This window comes from Telluria sp. BA11, from assembly GCF_056680305.1.
In genome coordinates this window covers 677,012-693,788 of sequence record NZ_CM155275.1, presented here as the reverse complement: position 1 = coordinate 693,788, position 16,777 = coordinate 677,012, and the positions used below count along the sequence as shown (strand labels likewise).

Here is a 16,777-nt window from a genome sequence, read left to right as displayed (position 1 = left end):
ATATGGTCCGGAGCAAGCAGCAGGGCGTCACCTTGACCGGCCTGATCGTGGCCCTTGCCGTGATCGGCCTCGTGCTGGTCTTTGCGATGCGCATGATTCCGGCCTATATCGAATACAACGCGATCAAGACCGCGATCGTCAAGACCAAGGCCGAAGGCGGCACCGTGCGGGCGATGCAGGCAGCGTTCGATCGCAATACCAGCATCAACGACGTCGAAGCGATCCGCGGCGCCGATCTGGTTTTCACGCGCGACGATGGCGACCTCGAGATCAGCTTCGCCTACGAAAAACGCCTGCCCCTGGCCGGCAACGTCAGCATCCTCATCGATTTTTCCGGCACCACGGACCCGAGCGGCATCGTCGCCGAGGCCAGCACCGCCGCACCGTAACCGTACTTTCACGCCATATGGACTTCGTGGCAGGGCGCCTGGCGCCGGCCACGCACACGACACCGACAATGAATCATCAGTTATTGCAGACGCGCTTGGGCTACACATTCCGGGATGCCGGGCTGCTTCAGCAAGCCCTGACCCACCGTAGCCATAGCGCGCTGCATAACGAGCGCCTCGAATTTCTGGGCGACTCGATCCTGAACTGCGTCGTCGCCTCGATTCTGTACGAACGCTATCGCGGCCTGGATGAGGGCGACCTGTCGCGCCTGCGCGCCAATCTCGTCAAGCAGCAGGCGCTGTTCGAGATCGCTCAGAAGCTCGACCTGTCGCAGTTCCTGCGCCTGGGTGAGGGTGAACTGAAATCGGGCGGCTTCCGGCGCCCATCGATCCTCGCCGACACGCTCGAAGCCCTGCTGGGCGCGATCTTCCTCGATGCCGGATTCGACAGTGCGCGCGACGTCATCCGCGCCTTTTACATCCCGCTGCTCGATACGGTCGACCCGGGCACGCTGGGCAAGGACGCCAAGACGCTGCTGCAGGAATTCCTGCAGGCCAAGAGGATCGCGCTCCCGACGTATAATGTGGTGGCCACGCACGGCGCCGCACACAGCCAGGAATTCGAAGTCGAATGCCTGGTGCCCAAATTGAGTGTGCAAGTGTTCGGGCGCGGTGGCAGCCGCCGCGCTGCCGAGCAGGCAGCGGCCAGCCTGGCCCTGGGCGCCGCCCAGAAGGCGCTGGCCAAGTCGCCCATGAGCCGCAAGGCCAAGCCGCGCACGGCCCAGCTCAAGCTGGCCGGCATCGCCACCAATCAGGGCGGCGCCCCAGACCAATCCTTGGCGCCGGCTGCGGCAAAGCCAGAACAACCAGGAAGCAAAAAAGCATGAACGCCATCCCCGACAATTTCCGCTGCGGCTATATCGCTATCGTTGGCCGTCCGAACGTCGGCAAGTCGACGCTGATGAACGTCCTGATCGGCGCCAAGGTGTCGATCACGTCGCGCAAGGCGCAGACCACCCGCCACCGCATCACCGGCATCCAGACCCGCGACGACGCCCAGTTCATCTACGTCGACACGCCGGGCTTCCAGACCCGGCACGCCAATGCGCTGAACAAGACGCTCAACAAGACCGTCTCGAACACGCTGATCTCGGCCGACGTCGTGCTGTACCTGCTCGAAGCCGGCACCTTTGGCCCGGCCGACCAGCAAGTGCTGGAACTGTTGCCAAAGAACGTGCCGGTGATCCTGGTGCTGAACAAGTCCGACCACGTCAAGGACAAGGCCGTGTTGATGCCGTTCGCGCAAAAGATCGCCGCGATGCGTGAATTTGCCGCCGTCGTACCGGTGTCGGCCAAGCTGCGCTTCCAGATCGATGCGCTGGAAAACGAGATCAAGAACCACCTGCCGCAGAATGCGCCCGTGTTTGGTCCGGACGACATCACTGACCGCAGCGAAAAGTTCCTCGCGGCCGAGATCGTCCGCGAAAAAGTGTTCCGCCTGTCGGGTGACGAATTGCCGTACACCAGCACCGTGCTGATCGAGCAGTTCCTGCAAGAGGGCAATCTGCGCCGCGTGTTCGCTGCCATCCTGGTCGAGCGCGACACCCATAAATCGATGATCATCGGTAACAAGGGTGCGCGCCTGAAAGAAATCTCGACGCAATCGCGTCTGGATATGGAAAAGCTGTTCGGTGGCCCCGTGTACCTGGAAATCTGGGTCAAGGTGAAATCGGGCTGGGCTGACAATGAAATGGGCCTGCGCGCCTACGGTTACGAGTAAGTTCCCGGAGCGCGCCCACACAGCATGCCGAGCCACGATGACCTGATCGACGACGCGCCCGAGCAGGCGGCGCCCCCGCCCGTCAAGCGGACCCGCGCGTCGGCCAGCACATCGGCCAGCGCACCTACCAACGCATCTTCCAGGACCTCGGCGCGTGACGGCCGTGTCATCGGCCAGCCCGGCTTCGTGCTGCACAGCTATCCCTACAAAGAAACCAGCCTGATCATCGACATGTTCACGCGCGACCATGGTCGCGTGGGTGTCGTGGCCAAGGGTGCCAAACGCCCGTTCTCCAAGCTGCGTGGCGTGCTGCAAACCTTCCAGCCACTGTCCGTATCGTGGAGCGGCAAGTCCGAGCTGCGCACGCTGATCGACGCCGAATGGGTCGGCGGCATGCTCCCGCTGGAGCGCACGGCGCTGCTGTGCGGCTTCTACCTCAACGAACTCCTCGTCAAGCTGCTGGCGCGCGACGACCGCCATCCGGCCCTGTTCGACCACTATGTCTCGACCTTGAACCAGTTGGCGCACGGCGAACCTGCGCAAATTGTCTTGCGAAAATTCGAACGGGCCTTACTTAAGGAGACAGGGGTCGCTGCCGACCTGAGCCGCTGTACCACCACGCGCAGCCGGGTGGAGGCGGGCGGTGACTATGTGGTGGACCCCGAACGCGGCGCCCGTGAAGCCGGTGCGGGCGAAGTCTGGCCCGTGGTGCTGGGCAAGACACTGCTGGACATGGAGCGGGAAGACTATACTGACCCGGCCACGCAGGCGCAGAGCAAGCAATTGATGCGCTTCCTGCTGGCGCACCACCTGGGCGGCCAGCCGCTCAACACGCGCCAGATCCTGATCGACTTGATGCAACTGTAAAACAAGAGCAAACACCATGAGCTTCCTGCAACCCGTTGGCCAGGTGATCGACCTGGGCGTGAACATCGACCACATCGCCACCGTGCGCAATGCGCGCGGCACGACTTATCCCGACCCGCTGCGCGGCGCGCTGCTGGCCGAGCAAGCCGGCGCTGACCTGATCACGCTGCACCTGCGTGAAGACCGTCGCCACATCCGCGACGCCGACGTGATTGCGCTGCGTCCGCTGCTGGCCACCCGCATGAACCTGGAAGCGGCCGTCACGCGCGAGATGATCGATTTCGCCTGCCGCGTCAAGCCGCAGGACGTGTGCCTGGTGCCCGAGCGGCGTGAAGAAGTCACGACCGAAGGCGGCCTCGATGTCGTGCGTTACTACAACGAGGTCGAGGCGGCCGTGAAGCAGCTGAAGGACGAGGGCATCCGCGTCTCGCTGTTCATCGACGCCGATGCGCGCCAGATCGAAGCTGCTGCCGCCGTCGGCGCCACCGTCATCGAACTCCACACGGGCCGCTATGCCGAGGCGACGCCGGACGAAGTGGCGCACGAGCTTGAACGCATCCGCTCCGGCGCGCGCGAAGGCGTCCAGCGCGGCCTGCGCGTGAATGCCGGCCATGGCCTGCACTACACCAACGTCCAGCCGATCGCGGCCATCAAGGACCTGCATGAGCTGAACATCGGCCACGCCATCGTCGGCCACGCCTTGTTTGTGGGCTTTGAAAACGCCGTGCGCGAGATGAAGGCGATCATGGTCGCGGCGCGCCTGGGCACGGCCTATACGGGCGGGACCGAGTCGGCATGATCTACGGCATCGGCACCGATATCGTCCAGATTTCGCGCGTCGAGGCAGCGCTGGCGCGCAGCGGCCCGCGCTTTGCCGAAAAAGTCCTCGGCCCGCAAGAGCTGGCCAAGTACCACGCCCGCAGCGCCAAGAACGTGGTGCGCGGGCTGCGCTTTTTGGCCACCCGTTTTTCAGCCAAGGAAGCGTTCTCGAAAGCCATCGGTACCGGGATCCGCATGCCGATGACCTGGCGCTCGATGCAGATGCTCAATGCCCCGAGCGGCAAGCCGATCATCGTCTGCAGTGGCGCGCTCGAAGAATTCATGCAACAGAACCGGCTCAGCGCCCAGGTGTCGATCAGCGACGAAGCCGATTACGGCGTCGCGTTCGTCATCGTCACCCAGGCCCCCGCGCCGGCAGCCTGACCCCTTTTCAAGAGATTCATGTCCGAAGCAAAGCCTGTCGTACCCACCACGCCCACCGACAGCGGTGTCGAACTCACGCCCGAACTGACGGCGCGCCTGGGGCGCGAACGCCTGGCGGAGGCGCGTGATCAGTCGCGCGCCGAGGCCAACCGCGAACTGAGCCCGAAGGTCGAACCCGACGTGCGCGCGCAGGTGCTCGCGACGGTCAATCGCCTGCCGGGACTGCCTGGCGTCTACCGCTACTTCGATGCGGCCGAGAATGTGCTGTACGTGGGCAAGGCGCGCAACCTGAAGAACCGGGTCTCGAGCTATTTCCAGAAGAATCTGTCGAGCCCACGCATCGCGATGATGGTGTCGCAGATCGCGCGCCTGGAAACGACGATCGTCAGCAGCGAAGCCGAAGCGCTGATCCTCGAAAACAACCTGATCAAGTCGCTCAAGCCGCGCTACAACATCCTGTTTCGTGACGATAAATCGTACCCGTACATCAAGATCACGGGCGGCGAAGCGCCGCGCATGGCGTACTACCGCGGCGCGCTCGACAAGCGCAACCAGTACTTCGGCCCGTTTCCGAGCGCGTGGGCGGCCAAGGAATCGATCCAGCTGTTGCAGCGCGTCTTCATGCTGCGTACCTGCGAAGACAGCGTGTACGCCAACCGCACGCGGCCGTGTCTGCTGCACCAGATCGGCCGCTGCAGCGCGCCGTGCGTCAAGCTGATCGAGCCGGAGCAGTACAAGCTCGACGTCGAGAACGCCGCGCGCTTCCTGCGCGGGCGCCAGAGCGAAGTCATGGCCGACCTGCAGAACAAGATGCAGACCTACGCGATGGACCTGAAGTTCGAGCAGGCGGCCGGTGTACGCAACCAGATCCAGGCGCTGTCAAAAGTGCTGCACGCGCAAAGCATGGAAACCGTGGGCGACGCCGATGTCGACGTCATTGCCGTCGTGCTGCAGGGCGGGCGCGCCTGCGTCAACCTGGCGATGGTGCGCGGTGGACGGCACCTGGGCGACCGGGCCTACTTCCCGAGCCATGTCGGCGAGTCGCTGGGCGAATGCCCGCTCGACGTCGAGGTGCTGTGCGCGTTCCTGGCGCAGCACTATGCGGGGCAGTTCATCCCGGGCACGCTGATCCTGAACGTGGAGTTCGACCAGCCCGAGCTGATCCTGGCGCTCAGCGAGCAATGTGGCCACCGCATCAACCTCGTGCTGCAGCCGGGCGGGCAACGCCGCCAGTGGCTCGAGATGGCGCAGAAGGGCGGCGAGATCGCGCTGGCGCGCCTGCTGTCCGAGCAGGGCTCGCAGCAATTGCGCACGCGCGCGCTGGCTGACACGCTGGGGCTGGAGGCAGAAGATCTTGATTCATTAAGGATCGAATGCTTCGACATCAGCCACACGGCGGGCGAGGCGACGCAGGCGTCGTGCGTCGTGTTCCACCATCACGCAATGCAGAATGGCGAATATCGCCGCTTCAACATCAACGGCATTACGCCGGGCGACGATTACGCAGCGATGCGGCAAGTGCTGATGCGCCGCTACGAGAAAGTAGCGGCCGAGGTGCTGGCCGGCGCCGGCGTGATGCCCGACATCGTGCTGGTCGACGGCGGCAAGGGCCAGGTCGAGATGGCGCGCCAGGTGTTTACCGAGCTGGGGCTGGACCTGTCGATGATCGTCGGCGTGGCCAAGGGGGAAGGGCGCCGCGTTGGCCTGGAGACCCTGATCTTCGCCGATGGCCGTCCGGCGCAGGAACTGGGCAAGGAATCGGCGGCGCTGATGCTGGTGGCCCTGATCCGCGACGAGGCGCACCGCTTCGCCATCACCGGCATGCGCGCCAAGCGCGCCAAGACGCGCCAGGCGTCGCGCCTGGAAGAGATCGAGGGTATTGGCGCCAAACGCCGCCAGCGCCTTCTGGCGCGCTTTGGTGGCCTGCGCGGGGTCATCGACGCCAGTGTCGAAGACCTGATGACGGTCGAGGGCATTTCCAGCGCGCTGGCTGAAGAGATTTACCGGCAATTGCACTGAAGGGTGGCAGAGACCCGCGGCGTCCCACGGCGCCGCCAATCTCTGCAGCCGGTGTCAACCGGCATCGCGCCACAGCCGTTGAGCTTGCACGCACTGCAGCGTCCGCTGTTCGTCGACATTACCGACGAGTCAACTGGCCCAAACCCCCTTAGCCATGTAGACTTACGGCCAAGCATTTTCCACGGTAATCAGCTCCCCCATGCCTTTAAATATCCCGATTCTCCTGACCTGGTTACGTGTCGCCCTGATTCCACTGGTGGTCGGATTGTTCTATCTTCCCTCCGACTGGATGAGCATGCAGGACCGTAACCTGGCTGCCACGTCTGTCTTCATCGTGGCCGCCATCACCGACTGGTTCGACGGCTTCCTGGCCCGCCGCTGGAACGAAACCTCGGCCTTCGGCGCCTTCCTCGACCCGGTCGCCGACAAGCTGATGGTGGCCGTTGCGCTGCTCGTGCTGGTCCAGCTCGACCGCGTCGACGCCATCATCGCCGGCATCATCATCGGGCGCGAAATCACGATCTCGGCGCTGCGCGAATGGATGGCGCAGATCGGCGCGACGCGCTCGGTCGCGGTCAGCTCGATCGGCAAGATCAAGACGGCGGCCCAGATGACGGCGATCCCGATGCTGCTGTTCCACGACCGCCTGTTCGGCATCGATATCCACTTCTGGGGCGAGTACCTGCTGTGGATCGCGGGCGTGCTGACGGTGTGGTCGATGTTCTACTATCTGCGCCGCGCCTGGCCCCTGATCAAGGAAAAAGCGGGCCCGATTTAATTAGTTTCCGAGCATCCTTGACGTACGGAATAGAATCTCTATAATGCCTGCCTGTTGCGACAACAACGCGACAGATTGAAAGACGAAGCGGGAGTAGCTCAGTTGGTAGAGCGCAACCTTGCCAAGGTTGAGGTCGAGAGTTCGAGCCTCTTCTCCCGCTCCAAAGATTGCAAAGTTGGCACGCGATCTTGGAAAAACGTCTGAAACCTGTCATAATCGTTGTTCTGTACGCGGGAGTAGCTCAGTTGGTAGAGCGCAACCTTGCCAAGGTTGAGGTCGAGAGTTCGAGCCTCTTCTCCCGCTCCAGTTTCGGCTGGTTGTTGCAGAACGTAGCATTGGCGTAGTAAAGCAGTAGATGTAATCAGTAATTGCATGGCTCTAAGCGGGAGTAGCTCAGTTGGTAGAGCGCAACCTTGCCAAGGTTGAGGTCGAGAGTTCGAGCCTCTTCTCCCGCTCCAGTGTCCTGCAAATGGCGTAGTAACGTAGTACTCCCCAGCGGGAGTAGCTCAGTTGGTAGAGCGCAACCTTGCCAAGGTTGAGGTCGAGAGTTCGAGCCTCTTCTCCCGCTCCAGAATTCCAGGAAGATCCATTCTTCCCTTGTTGATGCGGTGCATAACCGCCCGCATCACGAGCGCATCAAATCCTCTGGCGAGGTAGCAAAGCGGTTATGCAGCGGCCTGCAAAGCCGTCTAGGTCGGTTCGACTCCGATCCTCGCCTCCAGAACGTATCGCACGGGCCCTTTCAGGGCCCGTTTTGCGTTTGCGCAGACGATACTGTCGATATCGCCGCGACCCAGCACTTTAGCCATAGAGCGGCGGCTGATACCCACGCAACTGCACAGCGGCCAGCGGCCGGATCCTGACGCCGCACCGGTGCGACGAGATGATGGCCGCCAGTGCCGACAAGACCTCACGTCCGATGCCGTGGTCACCGTCATCGACGCGCGGCGACACGTGATGCAACGCGCTGAGAATGCAGGCATTCTCGGCCCGGTGCTCCGCCAGTCCGGCATACCGGACCTGCTCCATTACGCGCTCTTCATCCCGGAAGGCCGTTTCGGTCCCTGCCACCAGGTCGGTCCAGCCGGCTGCGAAGGAAGCTTCCGGCTGCGCTGCCAGCGCGTCGATCTGGCGGCACAATTGCGTGTGGGTGTGCCGAAGGGCAGTGCCGAGGGCGTTCGCCGCTTCGTCGGCAGTGAGGCTGTGCATGATGGCTCCTTGGCCGGGTGGGAATGAAGAATTTCTGTGGGTGCGAACAGTCGCCAGCAACCAGCGCGGCGCCATTGCTGCCGCTGCATACCCCATGCGCCTAGTGGCTCGTCAGTACCGGCACGACCGTACCGGCCAGCACGGTTTCGGTGACGCCGCCCAGCACCAGTTCGCGGAAGCGCGAATGGCCGAAGTTGCCCATGACGATCAGGTCGTGCGCCCCCGTGGCGGCCAGTCCGAGCAGCGCCTCGCCGACGTTGCCAGTCGGTGCTGGCGCTGGCGTCAGTATGTCGACGTCGATGCCGTGACTGGCCAGGTAGGTGGCAAGCTGGGTGCCCGCCTGGACTTGCGTGCCACTGTATTTCTGTGGGTGAAAGCATGCCGCTGTCACGCTGGCCGCACGGCGCAGCAGGGGCAGGGCGGCGCGCACGGCCCGGCTTGCCTCCATGCTGCCATCCCAGGCGATCAGGGGCCGGACGGGTACCCTGGTGACAGTGGTCGTGGAGGGCACCACCATCACCGGGCACGGCGCATGGATGAGGATAGTGCGCGCCAGTGAGTAATCGTCGGCCAGGATCGCATCGGGGTGGGTGACCTGGCCGATCAGCAGCAGATCGCAATAACGCGCCTCCAGCGGCAAGGCGCGGATGGCTGATTCATCGCTGAGCTTGCTTTCCAGCGGCACGACGCCTGCGGCGCGTACCGCGTGCTCGAAGTCCGTCAACGTGCGTTTCGCGTTGTCGGTCAGGAAATTGTAGTCGTCCGGTCCGATGGGCGCGACGCCAGCGGCGGCGCTGCAGCGGACGATGAATTCGATCGCGCCCGAGAGGGCGATGCCGGTCAGGCGCGTTCCTTCGGCCAGCGCAATCGCCGCTGCCAGCCGGTAGCGTGCTTGCGCCAGTTCCGGCTGGCAGGCGTGGACGAGAATCGATTGGTAGGACATGGATTTCCCCTGGGTTGGTGACGTGGCGAACATGGTCGGGCGGGCCGAACAACGCCTGCTTGTCAGGGCGTGATCGCTACCTTCAGCACGCCGTCGCGCTGGTTGGCAAACAGGTCGTACGCTTCTTCGATCTGCTCGAGCCGGAAGCGGTGCGTGATCATCGGTTGCAGGTCGAGGCGGCCGGAGGCGACGATGGCCATCAGACGGCGCATGCGCTCCTTGCCGCCGGGGCACAGCGTGGTGACCAGCGACTGGTCGGCCAGCCCGGCCGCAAAGGCGTCGATCGGCAGCGACAGCTTGCCGGAGTACACGCCCAGGCTCGACAAGGTGCCGCCCGGTTTGAGGGCGCGCAGGCAGTTCTCGAACGTCTGCTGAGTGCCGAGCGCTTCAATCGCAACATCGACGCCCTGGCCACCGGTCAGCCGCATGATTTCGCCGACCGGGTCAGTTTCGCGGTAATCGATGGTGTGATCGGCCCCCAGTTGCCGGGCCATCTTCAGGCGCTCCGGGACGGCGTCGACAGCGATGATGCAACTGGCGCCGCGCAGCCGTGCACCGGCGGTGGCGCACAGGCCGATGGGGCCCTGCGCAAAAATGGCGACCGTATCGCCCAGCCGGATGCCGCCGTGTTCGGCGCCACCAAACCCGGTGCTCATGATGTCGGGGCACATCAGTACCTGCTCATCGGTCAGGCCGTCGGGAATCGGCGCGAGATTGGCCATCGCAAACGGCACCTTCAGGTACTCGGCCTGGCAGCCGTCGATCGTGTTACCGAAGCGCCAGCCGCCGATGGCGTGGCCGCCGCACTGCGAATGGCGTCCGTCCAGACAGGTATGGCACTGGCCACACGGCGTGATGGCGCCCACGACCACGCGCTGGCCAATCTGGTACCCGGTCACGCCGGGGCCCAGTTCGTGGATCGTGCCAATCGGCTCGTGCCCGATTGTCAGGCCCGGCTTGACGGGATACTCGCCCTTCAGGATATGGACGTCGGTGCCGCAGATCGTCGTCAGCGTGATCTTGATGACGGCTTCGCCGGGCCCGGCGACCGGAACGGGCTTGCGGTCCAGGATGATGCGGCCGGGGCCGGTGAAGACTGCTGCGTTCATCATGCTCATGAAAACCTCCGGTGTCTTCGTGCTTGCTGTCGCGCTGCCGGCAACGACGTGCCGATCTGTCGTGTCGTTCACAAGGATGACGGGGAGGGGCCGCAAATTCCATGACGTGCATCAAAACCGCCAGCGTGCCCTGGCGCTGCGGCCAGTCACACCATCGGACTGCAGGGCGAGAAACCGTTTGCCATCGCGGCGATCCGTTGCGGATCGGTCAGCACGACGGCGCGCTTGTCGACCGTGATCAGCCCCAGCTTGGTAAAGCGGCCCAGCAGGCGGCTGATGCTTTCGATGGTCAGGCCAAGATAGCTGCCGATGTCTTCACGCGACATGCGCAGCTGAAATTGCGCGGGAGAATAGCCGCGCGCCGCGTAGGCCGCTCCCATGTCGGCCAGGAATGTCGCCATCCGCTGCTCCGCCCGCATATGGCCAAGCAACAGCATCAGATGCTGTTCGCGGTTGATTTCGCAGCTCATCAAGCGGTAAAAACGACGATGCAGGCCGGGAATGTCCTCGAACAGGCGTTCGAGCCCCGCGAACGGCAGTTCGCACACGATGCTGTCCTCGAGCGCGATGGCGTCGGACTGGTGGATGCCCGTACCCACGGCTTCCAGCCCCATCAGTTCGCCGGCCATCGGGAAGCCGGTGATCTGGTCCCCCGCAGGACCGGGCCGGCGGGTCTTGAAGAAACCGCAGCGCAGCGCGTACAGGCTGCGCAGTGGCTGGCCGGTGCGGTATAGCGTGTCACCGGCCGCGACCCGGCGATGCTGGCCAACCAGGCGGTCGAAGCGCATCTTGCTGCCCGAGTCCAGACCGGTGGACAGACACAGGCCACCGGTGTTGCAGTCGCCGCACTGGCCCTTCATGACTGTTGGTAAACCGGGTGGGGCCGGGCCGGGGGATACGCGTAACGGTGCATTCATGGTGGTAGTACCTCATGGTGATGACGCTTTCCGCCTGCCAGGCTGGCGGCGGAAACATGGATAGGGCTCGCGTCACTGCGTGCACGCTTGGCGGCATACATCGCGGCGTCGGCATGGGCAATCAGTTGCGCCGGCGTGGTGCCATCGCGTGGAAACACGGCGACGCCGATACTGGCTGACAGGCAGATTGCCCTGCCATCGATGACGATCGGCGCGCGCGCGGCAACGGCCACGCGGGCGAGCAAGGCGGCCAGCAGCGCGTCGTCGTGCATGCCGGGCAGTGCGGCGACGAACTCGTCGCCGCCAAAGCGCGCCAGTGTGTCGGACCCGCGCAGTGCAGCGCGCAGGTTCTGGCCGATGCTGGCCAGCAGGCGGTCGCCGGCCGGATGGCCCATGCTGTCATTGACCTGTTTGAAACCGTCGAGGTCGATAAAAGCGAGCGCCACGCTGGACGAGGCTTCACGTGCACATGCCAGCAGCTGCTCGAGCCGCTCGCCGAGCAGGACGCGGTTGGGCAGGCCGGTCAAGGCGTCGTAGTTGGCGCGTTCTTCGAGACGGCGGCGCTGCATGCTGGCGCTGGTGACATCGGCGAACATGGCGATGTAGTGGTGCGGCTTGCCGTCAGCGCCCGGGACTGCGACGATCGTCAGGCGCTCGGCAAACAGGGTGCCATCCTTGTGCCGGTTCCAGGCTTCGCCCTGCCAGTAGCCCTGGCTGGTGATCGCTTGCCACATGCGGGCATAGAATGCCTGGTCTTGCACGCCCGACTTGAGGATGCGCGGATTCTTGTCGCACACGTCATCTTCGGTGTACCCGGTGATGGTGCAAAATGCGCGGTTGACGGCGAGGATCGTGCCATCCAGGGCCGTGATCATGATGGCGTCGCGGCTGTGATGGAACACGGACGCCGCCAGTTCCCCGGCAGAGCTGGCACAGGCTGGTTGCATGGCTGGCGTGGATGTCATGACATTCCGGCTTGGTGTGCTGAATGTATTTACAATAGGCCAATCAGCGCACCGCGTCGAGATTAAGTTGCTAGAGAGGCCATATATTTTCTTGAGTTTTGATTTGCATCAAAAAGAAACTGATTGGTTATTGATGTAAATCTGCACGTGCAGCGAGCTGATCAGTGTTTATGTCGCCGCATGAGCAGCGCCGGCAGCAGCGCGCCTGCCAAACCAATGACGCCCGCGCCAGCGACCAGTGCTGGCGCCAGCGCCGCAAACTGGAATACCGCCGCCAGCCACGGCACGTACAGCGCCAGGGCCAGCAGGCCCAGGGCTGCCGCCACGACCAGCCAGAGGATCCGGTTGGGCTGGCGCAGTGAACCGAACAGGCTCGCGCCAGCTGCGCGGTTGACCAGGATCAGCGACAGGTTGGCAAAAACCAGCGTGGTAAAGCCGAAGGCGCGTGCCTGCGCCGGCGCCAGTGCGCCCAGTGCCCAGCCATACGCCAGGGCCACCCCCAGCAGCGGACCGAGGCCCATGGCCAGCGTGCGGGCCAGGGCGCTCGGCGAAAACAGCGGTGCCTGCGCATCGCGGGGCGGGCGCAGCATCGCACCGGGCGCCGCCGGCTCGTTTTCGAACACCAGCGTGCAGGCGGGATCGATGATCAATTCCATGAACACGATGTGCATTGGAAACAGCAACGGCGGCCAGCCGGCGAGGATCGGCAGGATGGCCATGCCGGCGATCGGTGCGTGCATCGAAATGACGTAGCGGATCGACTTGCGCAGGTTGTCGTGGATCCGGCGGCCGGCGCCGATGGCATCGACGATCGACGCGAAGCGGTCGTCCAGCAGCACCAGCGCCGCTGCCTCGCGCGCCACGTCGGTACCGCGCCCGCCCATGGCAATGCCCACGTGGGCGGCCTTGAGTGCCGGTGCGTCATTGACGCCGTCCCCCGTCATGCCAACCGTGGCGCCACCCCGTGCGAATGCCTGGACCAGGCGCAGTTTCTGCGTCGGGGCAATGCGCGCGCAAATACTGAGTGCACCGATGCGCGCATCCAGCGCGGCATCGTCCAGCGCATCGAGCGCGGCGCCGGTGAGGACCGGCGTGTCGGCCAGCCCAGCCTGCCGCGCGATGGCGCGCGCCGTGTCCGGATGGTCACCCGTGATCATCACCACCCGGATGCCGGCCCCGGCGCAGCGGGCAACGCAGGCAGGGATCTCGGGCCGCAGCGGGTCGGCCAGGGCCAGCAGGCCAGTTGGCACGAACGGGATATCGGCAGGGCGGGCGGGCCAGCTGGCGCCGGGCAGCGTGGCCTGCGCCACCGCCAGCATGCGCAGGCCGTCCTGCGCCATGGACGACGCCGCAGCCAGCAGCCCGGCGCTGGCCCCGGTATCGGCATCTGGATTGCACCACCCCAGCACGGTTTCCGGCGCGCCCTTGGCCGCAGCGATCAGGACGCCATCGGGCCGCTGCCACACCTGCACCAGTGCCCGTTGCTGCGCGCTCACACCGTATTCGTGCACCAGCGACCAGTCCGGATGGCGCTGCGCCGGCGGCAGGTTCGCCGCGCCGAGTCGCTGGACGGCCCGGTCGATCGGGTCGGGGCCCGTCGCAGTGCTTGCCAGCACGGCTGTTTCAAGCAGCGGCGCCAGCGCGGCCGGCAGGGGTTCGTCCATCACCGGATGGCGCGCACCGTGCGCGTACAGCGCCACGACGTCCATCCGGTTGGCCGTCAGCGTGCCGGTCTTGTCGACGCACAGGACTGAGATGGCGCCCAGCGTTTCAATTGCCGGCAGGCGCCGCACCAACACCTGCTGCCGCGACAGGCGCCAGGCGCCAATCGCGGGGAACACGGTCATCACGATCGCGAGTTCTTCGGGCAGCATCGACATGGCCAGCGCGATGCCGGCCAGTACGGCCTGCAGCCAGTCACCGCGCATGAGGCCATAGACCAGCACCAGGACGACGCTGAACGCCATGCCCAGCACGGCAAAGGCACGCGCCAGCGCAGCGCTCTGGCGCTGCAGCGGGGAGGGCGCGGGCCGCAGCGACTGCAGTGACGCGGCAATCCGGCCCAGCTGGCTGCGCCCGCCGGTAGCGGCCACGCGGGCGATCGCGTGGCCCTGCAGCACCAGGGACCCGGCAAACAGCATGGCCGTCGCGTCCTTATCGACCGGCATCGATTCGCCCGTCAGCAGCGATTCGTCGGCCTGCAGTCCGGTGCTGCTGAGCACGTGAGCATCGGCCGGCACACGGTCGCCTTCGTGGACGGCGACGAGATCCCCGGCCACGATCCCGGCGCTGTCGATCACGTGCCAGCAGCCGTCGCGCAGGACGTGCGCGCGCGGACTGGCCAGGTCGCGCAGTGCGGCCAGTGCGCGCTCGGTCTTGCCTTCCTGGTACAGGCCCAGGCCAAGGCTGACGGCGACCATCAGGCACAGCAGCAGCCCTTCGTCGAGCTGACCCAGCGCCAGGTACAGCAGGGCCGCGCCCACGAGCAGCAGGAACATCGGCTCGCGGGCGCTGTCGGCGAGGATGCGGCGCCAGGTGCGGCGCTCGGTCTCGGCCAGCGTGTTCGGCCCGTCCGTGGCGATGCGGTGCGCGGCCTCGGCGGCGCTCAAGCCATCGGCCGTCGGGTCGGCGGCCATCAGTGCGCCATCAGCACCGGCACCGTCATGCGGTCCAGGAGCGTTTCCGTGACGCCGCCCAGCACCAGCTCGCGCAGGCGCGGCCGGCCGTAGGCGCCCATCACGATCAGGTCGGCATCCAGGCAATCCGTGCAGGCCAGCAAGGCGGCGCCGTCGTCGATTGGCGACGGTTCGACGTGCACCTCGCAGCGCACGCCCTGGCGTGCCAGATACAGCGCGAGATCGGTGCCCGGCTCGCGGCCGGTCGCCTCGAACGGCTGGAACAGGACGATCGCTACCAGGCCGGCATCGCGCAGCAGCGGCATGGCGCCGGCGACGGCGCGCGTTGCCTGCAGGCTGCCGTCCCATGCCAGCATGATGCGTCCGCCGATCGTCTCGTGCTGGCGTACATGGGGAAGCACCAGCACCGGGCGCGCGCTGCCCTGGACCACCTGCGCCGGCACTGGGCCGGCCAGGTGGGCTGCCGCCGGATCGTCGAGGTCGGTCTGGCTGACGACGACGAGGTCGGCGTAACGGCCTTGCAGCGCCAGTCCGCCGGCCGGGTCGTCGTCGGCATAGCGCCGCTCATGACTGGCCACGCCCGCGGCAGCGGCGATGGCGTCGAAGCGTGCCAGTGCGGTGTCGTGGTCGCCCCGGCGTTCGTGCTGCTGGGTCAGCAGCATGGTACTGCCGGCCTCGGCATAGCGCGAGATGCCGGAAAATGCGCTGCCGACGAGGTGCGCGCCGCAGCGCGCGGCCAGTTGCGCTGCGTACCGTATGCGCGCCTCGGCATGCAGGGAATGGTCGACGTGAACGACGATGGTCTTGTAACACATGATGCACCTCCGGATGGCCGTGACAGCCAGCGTACGGCGCGTCGTGGCGGTCAGTCCAGCGCGACGTTTGCGCTTGGTGCAACCGGTTTCACCGAATTTGACCTGCATCAAACTTACAGGGCGAGACACGGCGAAGGGCGTCTGCCAGGCTTCGCGTCGCCGCGATTTTTGATGCATGTCATATCGGTGTTTGCGCCAGCACGACTAGGATCAATTCGATGCCCGACGATCCATTGACGGCAGGCGCAGAGACCATCTTCCGGAGAATGACCATGTCCCATTCCATGACCCGTTTCGATCCCGTCGCACGCATGCTGCGTGCCGATCCGTTCCGCACCTTCGATGACTTCTTTGCCGACCTGGCGCCGCGCATGCGCATCGACGTCACCGAAAATGGCGACGGCTACCGCGTCAAGGCCGACCTGCCGGGGGTCAAGAAGGAAGACATCAAGGTCAATATCGACGGCAATCAGGTGTCGATCAGTGCCGACACGTCATCGCAGAACACGCACGAAGGCGCCACCACCATCTGCGCCGAACGTGCCTGGGGCCAGTTCTACCGCAGCTTCACACTGCCGCAAGCGGTCGATGATGCTGCGGCCCGGGCCGAATTCAAGGATGGTGTCCTGCAGCTGGAACTGCCCAAGAAAGCGGGCGGCAGCGGCACGCCGCTGGCGATCGCGTGACCCCGGACGCCCTGCACGTGCCGACCTTGCCTGCGCATGCGGCGCCTGAACACCAGCCCATGTTCCGGCGCATCCTGTTGCCGGTCGATGGCTCATTGTCGATGACGCCCCTGGCGCGCACCTGCCTGGCGTATGCCGCCGGCACTGGTGCGGCTGTGGTCGCCGTGCATGTCGTGACGGACGCCGATGATTCTGGCGCCGGCCGCATCCACGCCGGCCGCATCTTGCAGAACGTGGCCGAGACGGCGCGCACGCTGGGCGTGCCGTGCGAGTGCCAGGTCTTGACCGGCGCCGAACCGTGGCGTGAAATCGTGCGCGCCGCGCTCGACCATCACGCTGACCTCATCTGCATGAGCTCGCATGGCCGCCACGGCGCCAGCGAGCACATTCTGGCAAGCCAGACGGCGCGGGTGATCGAGCACGCGCATCTGCCTGTTCTACTGTTTCGCTGA

At 65.3% G+C, this 16,777-nt stretch carries 17 protein-coding genes and 5 tRNA genes; 15 read left to right on the top strand and 7 right to left on the bottom strand.

Features of this window, described 5'->3' with window-relative positions:
* The first annotated feature begins 2 nt into the window (after window positions 1–2).
* From AC1MGT_RS02935 to AC1MGT_RS02875, 13 genes are all read left to right on the top strand, one after another.
* Window positions 3–389, top strand: a complete 387-nt coding sequence (locus tag AC1MGT_RS02935; protein ID WP_343025521.1) for a DUF4845 domain-containing protein — start codon at window positions 3–5, stop codon at window positions 387–389.
* 95 nt (window positions 390–484) lie between these two features.
* Window positions 485–1,276, top strand: coding sequence for a ribonuclease III (rnc, locus tag AC1MGT_RS02930; RefSeq protein ID WP_499502945.1), 792 nt, complete (start codon window positions 485–487; stop codon window positions 1,274–1,276).
* Window positions 1,273–2,169 (top strand): GTPase Era, encoded by an 897-nt coding sequence (gene era / locus AC1MGT_RS02925; RefSeq protein WP_332530878.1) that lies wholly within the window; start codon window positions 1,273–1,275, stop codon window positions 2,167–2,169. The genes rnc and era overlap by 4 nt, the downstream gene beginning before the upstream one ends.
* Window positions 2,170–2,193: 24 nt before the next feature.
* Window positions 2,194–3,036, top strand: a complete 843-nt coding sequence (gene recO, locus AC1MGT_RS02920) for a DNA repair protein RecO (RefSeq protein WP_499502944.1) — start codon at window positions 2,194–2,196, stop codon at window positions 3,034–3,036.
* 16 nt (window positions 3,037–3,052) lie between these two features.
* The gene (gene pdxJ, locus AC1MGT_RS02915) at window positions 3,053–3,835 is read left to right on the top strand and encodes a pyridoxine 5'-phosphate synthase (protein WP_499502943.1); all 783 of its coding nucleotides are present in this window, start codon (window positions 3,053–3,055) and stop codon (window positions 3,833–3,835) included.
* Window positions 3,832–4,239: a holo-ACP synthase gene (acpS, locus tag AC1MGT_RS02910; protein ID WP_499502942.1), complete on the top strand. Its 408-nt coding sequence runs from the start codon at window positions 3,832–3,834 to the stop codon at window positions 4,237–4,239. The genes pdxJ and acpS overlap by 4 nt, the downstream gene beginning before the upstream one ends.
* A gap of 18 nt (window positions 4,240–4,257) precedes the next feature.
* Complete coding sequence (gene uvrC, locus AC1MGT_RS02905; protein ID WP_499502941.1) at window positions 4,258–6,258, top strand: excinuclease ABC subunit UvrC; 2,001 nt, start codon at window positions 4,258–4,260, stop codon at window positions 6,256–6,258.
* A 199-nt stretch (window positions 6,259–6,457) separates the two neighbouring features.
* Window positions 6,458–7,036, top strand: coding sequence for a CDP-diacylglycerol--glycerol-3-phosphate 3-phosphatidyltransferase (gene pgsA / locus AC1MGT_RS02900; RefSeq protein WP_499502940.1), 579 nt, complete (start codon window positions 6,458–6,460; stop codon window positions 7,034–7,036).
* 87 nt (window positions 7,037–7,123) lie between these two features.
* Window positions 7,124–7,199 (top strand) — tRNA-Gly (locus AC1MGT_RS02895).
* Window positions 7,200–7,266: 67 nt separating this feature from the next.
* A tRNA-Gly gene (locus AC1MGT_RS02890) sits at window positions 7,267–7,342 on the top strand.
* Between the two features lie 76 nt (window positions 7,343–7,418).
* Window positions 7,419–7,494, top strand: a tRNA-Gly gene (locus AC1MGT_RS02885).
* A 37-nt stretch (window positions 7,495–7,531) separates the two neighbouring features.
* Window positions 7,532–7,607: transfer RNA gene (locus tag AC1MGT_RS02880), tRNA-Gly, on the top strand.
* A 76-nt stretch (window positions 7,608–7,683) separates the two neighbouring features.
* Window positions 7,684–7,757: transfer RNA gene (locus AC1MGT_RS02875), tRNA-Cys, on the top strand.
* A gap of 80 nt (window positions 7,758–7,837) precedes the next feature.
* On the opposite strand, the gene AC1MGT_RS02870 is transcribed toward AC1MGT_RS02875, so the two are convergent.
* From AC1MGT_RS02870 to AC1MGT_RS02840, 7 genes are all read right to left on the bottom strand, one after another.
* Complete coding sequence (locus tag AC1MGT_RS02870) at window positions 7,838–8,245, bottom strand: hypothetical protein (protein WP_499502939.1); 408 nt, start codon at window positions 8,243–8,245, stop codon at window positions 7,838–7,840.
* Between the two features lie 100 nt (window positions 8,246–8,345).
* Entirely contained in the window at window positions 8,346–9,188 is an 843-nt protein-coding gene (locus AC1MGT_RS02865) for a universal stress protein (protein ID WP_499502938.1), read from the bottom strand.
* A gap of 62 nt (window positions 9,189–9,250) precedes the next feature.
* Entirely contained in the window at window positions 9,251–10,306 is a 1,056-nt protein-coding gene (locus tag AC1MGT_RS02860) for an NAD(P)-dependent alcohol dehydrogenase (protein ID WP_499502937.1), read from the bottom strand.
* Window positions 10,307–10,452: 146 nt separating this feature from the next.
* Entirely contained in the window at window positions 10,453–11,166 is a 714-nt protein-coding gene (locus tag AC1MGT_RS02855) for a helix-turn-helix domain-containing protein (protein WP_499502936.1), read from the bottom strand.
* A gap of 53 nt (window positions 11,167–11,219) precedes the next feature.
* Window positions 11,220–12,188 (bottom strand): diguanylate cyclase domain-containing protein, encoded by a 969-nt coding sequence (locus AC1MGT_RS02850; RefSeq protein WP_499502935.1) that lies wholly within the window; start codon window positions 12,186–12,188, stop codon window positions 11,220–11,222.
* A 161-nt stretch (window positions 12,189–12,349) separates the two neighbouring features.
* The gene (locus AC1MGT_RS02845) at window positions 12,350–14,824 is read right to left on the bottom strand and encodes a cation-translocating P-type ATPase (RefSeq protein WP_499502934.1); all 2,475 of its coding nucleotides are present in this window, start codon (window positions 14,822–14,824) and stop codon (window positions 12,350–12,352) included.
* The gene (locus tag AC1MGT_RS02840; protein ID WP_499502933.1) at window positions 14,824–15,639 is read right to left on the bottom strand and encodes a universal stress protein; all 816 of its coding nucleotides are present in this window, start codon (window positions 15,637–15,639) and stop codon (window positions 14,824–14,826) included. Before AC1MGT_RS02840 ends, AC1MGT_RS02845 begins: the two co-directional genes overlap by 1 nt.
* A gap of 272 nt (window positions 15,640–15,911) precedes the next feature.
* Between AC1MGT_RS02840 and AC1MGT_RS02835 the strand changes: the two genes are divergently transcribed.
* Window positions 15,912–16,325 (top strand): Hsp20/alpha crystallin family protein, encoded by a 414-nt coding sequence (locus tag AC1MGT_RS02835; RefSeq protein WP_499502932.1) that lies wholly within the window; start codon window positions 15,912–15,914, stop codon window positions 16,323–16,325.
* The gene (locus AC1MGT_RS02830) at window positions 16,322–16,777 is read left to right on the top strand and encodes a universal stress protein (protein WP_499502931.1); all 456 of its coding nucleotides are present in this window, start codon (window positions 16,322–16,324) and stop codon (window positions 16,775–16,777) included. Before AC1MGT_RS02835 ends, AC1MGT_RS02830 begins: the two co-directional genes overlap by 4 nt.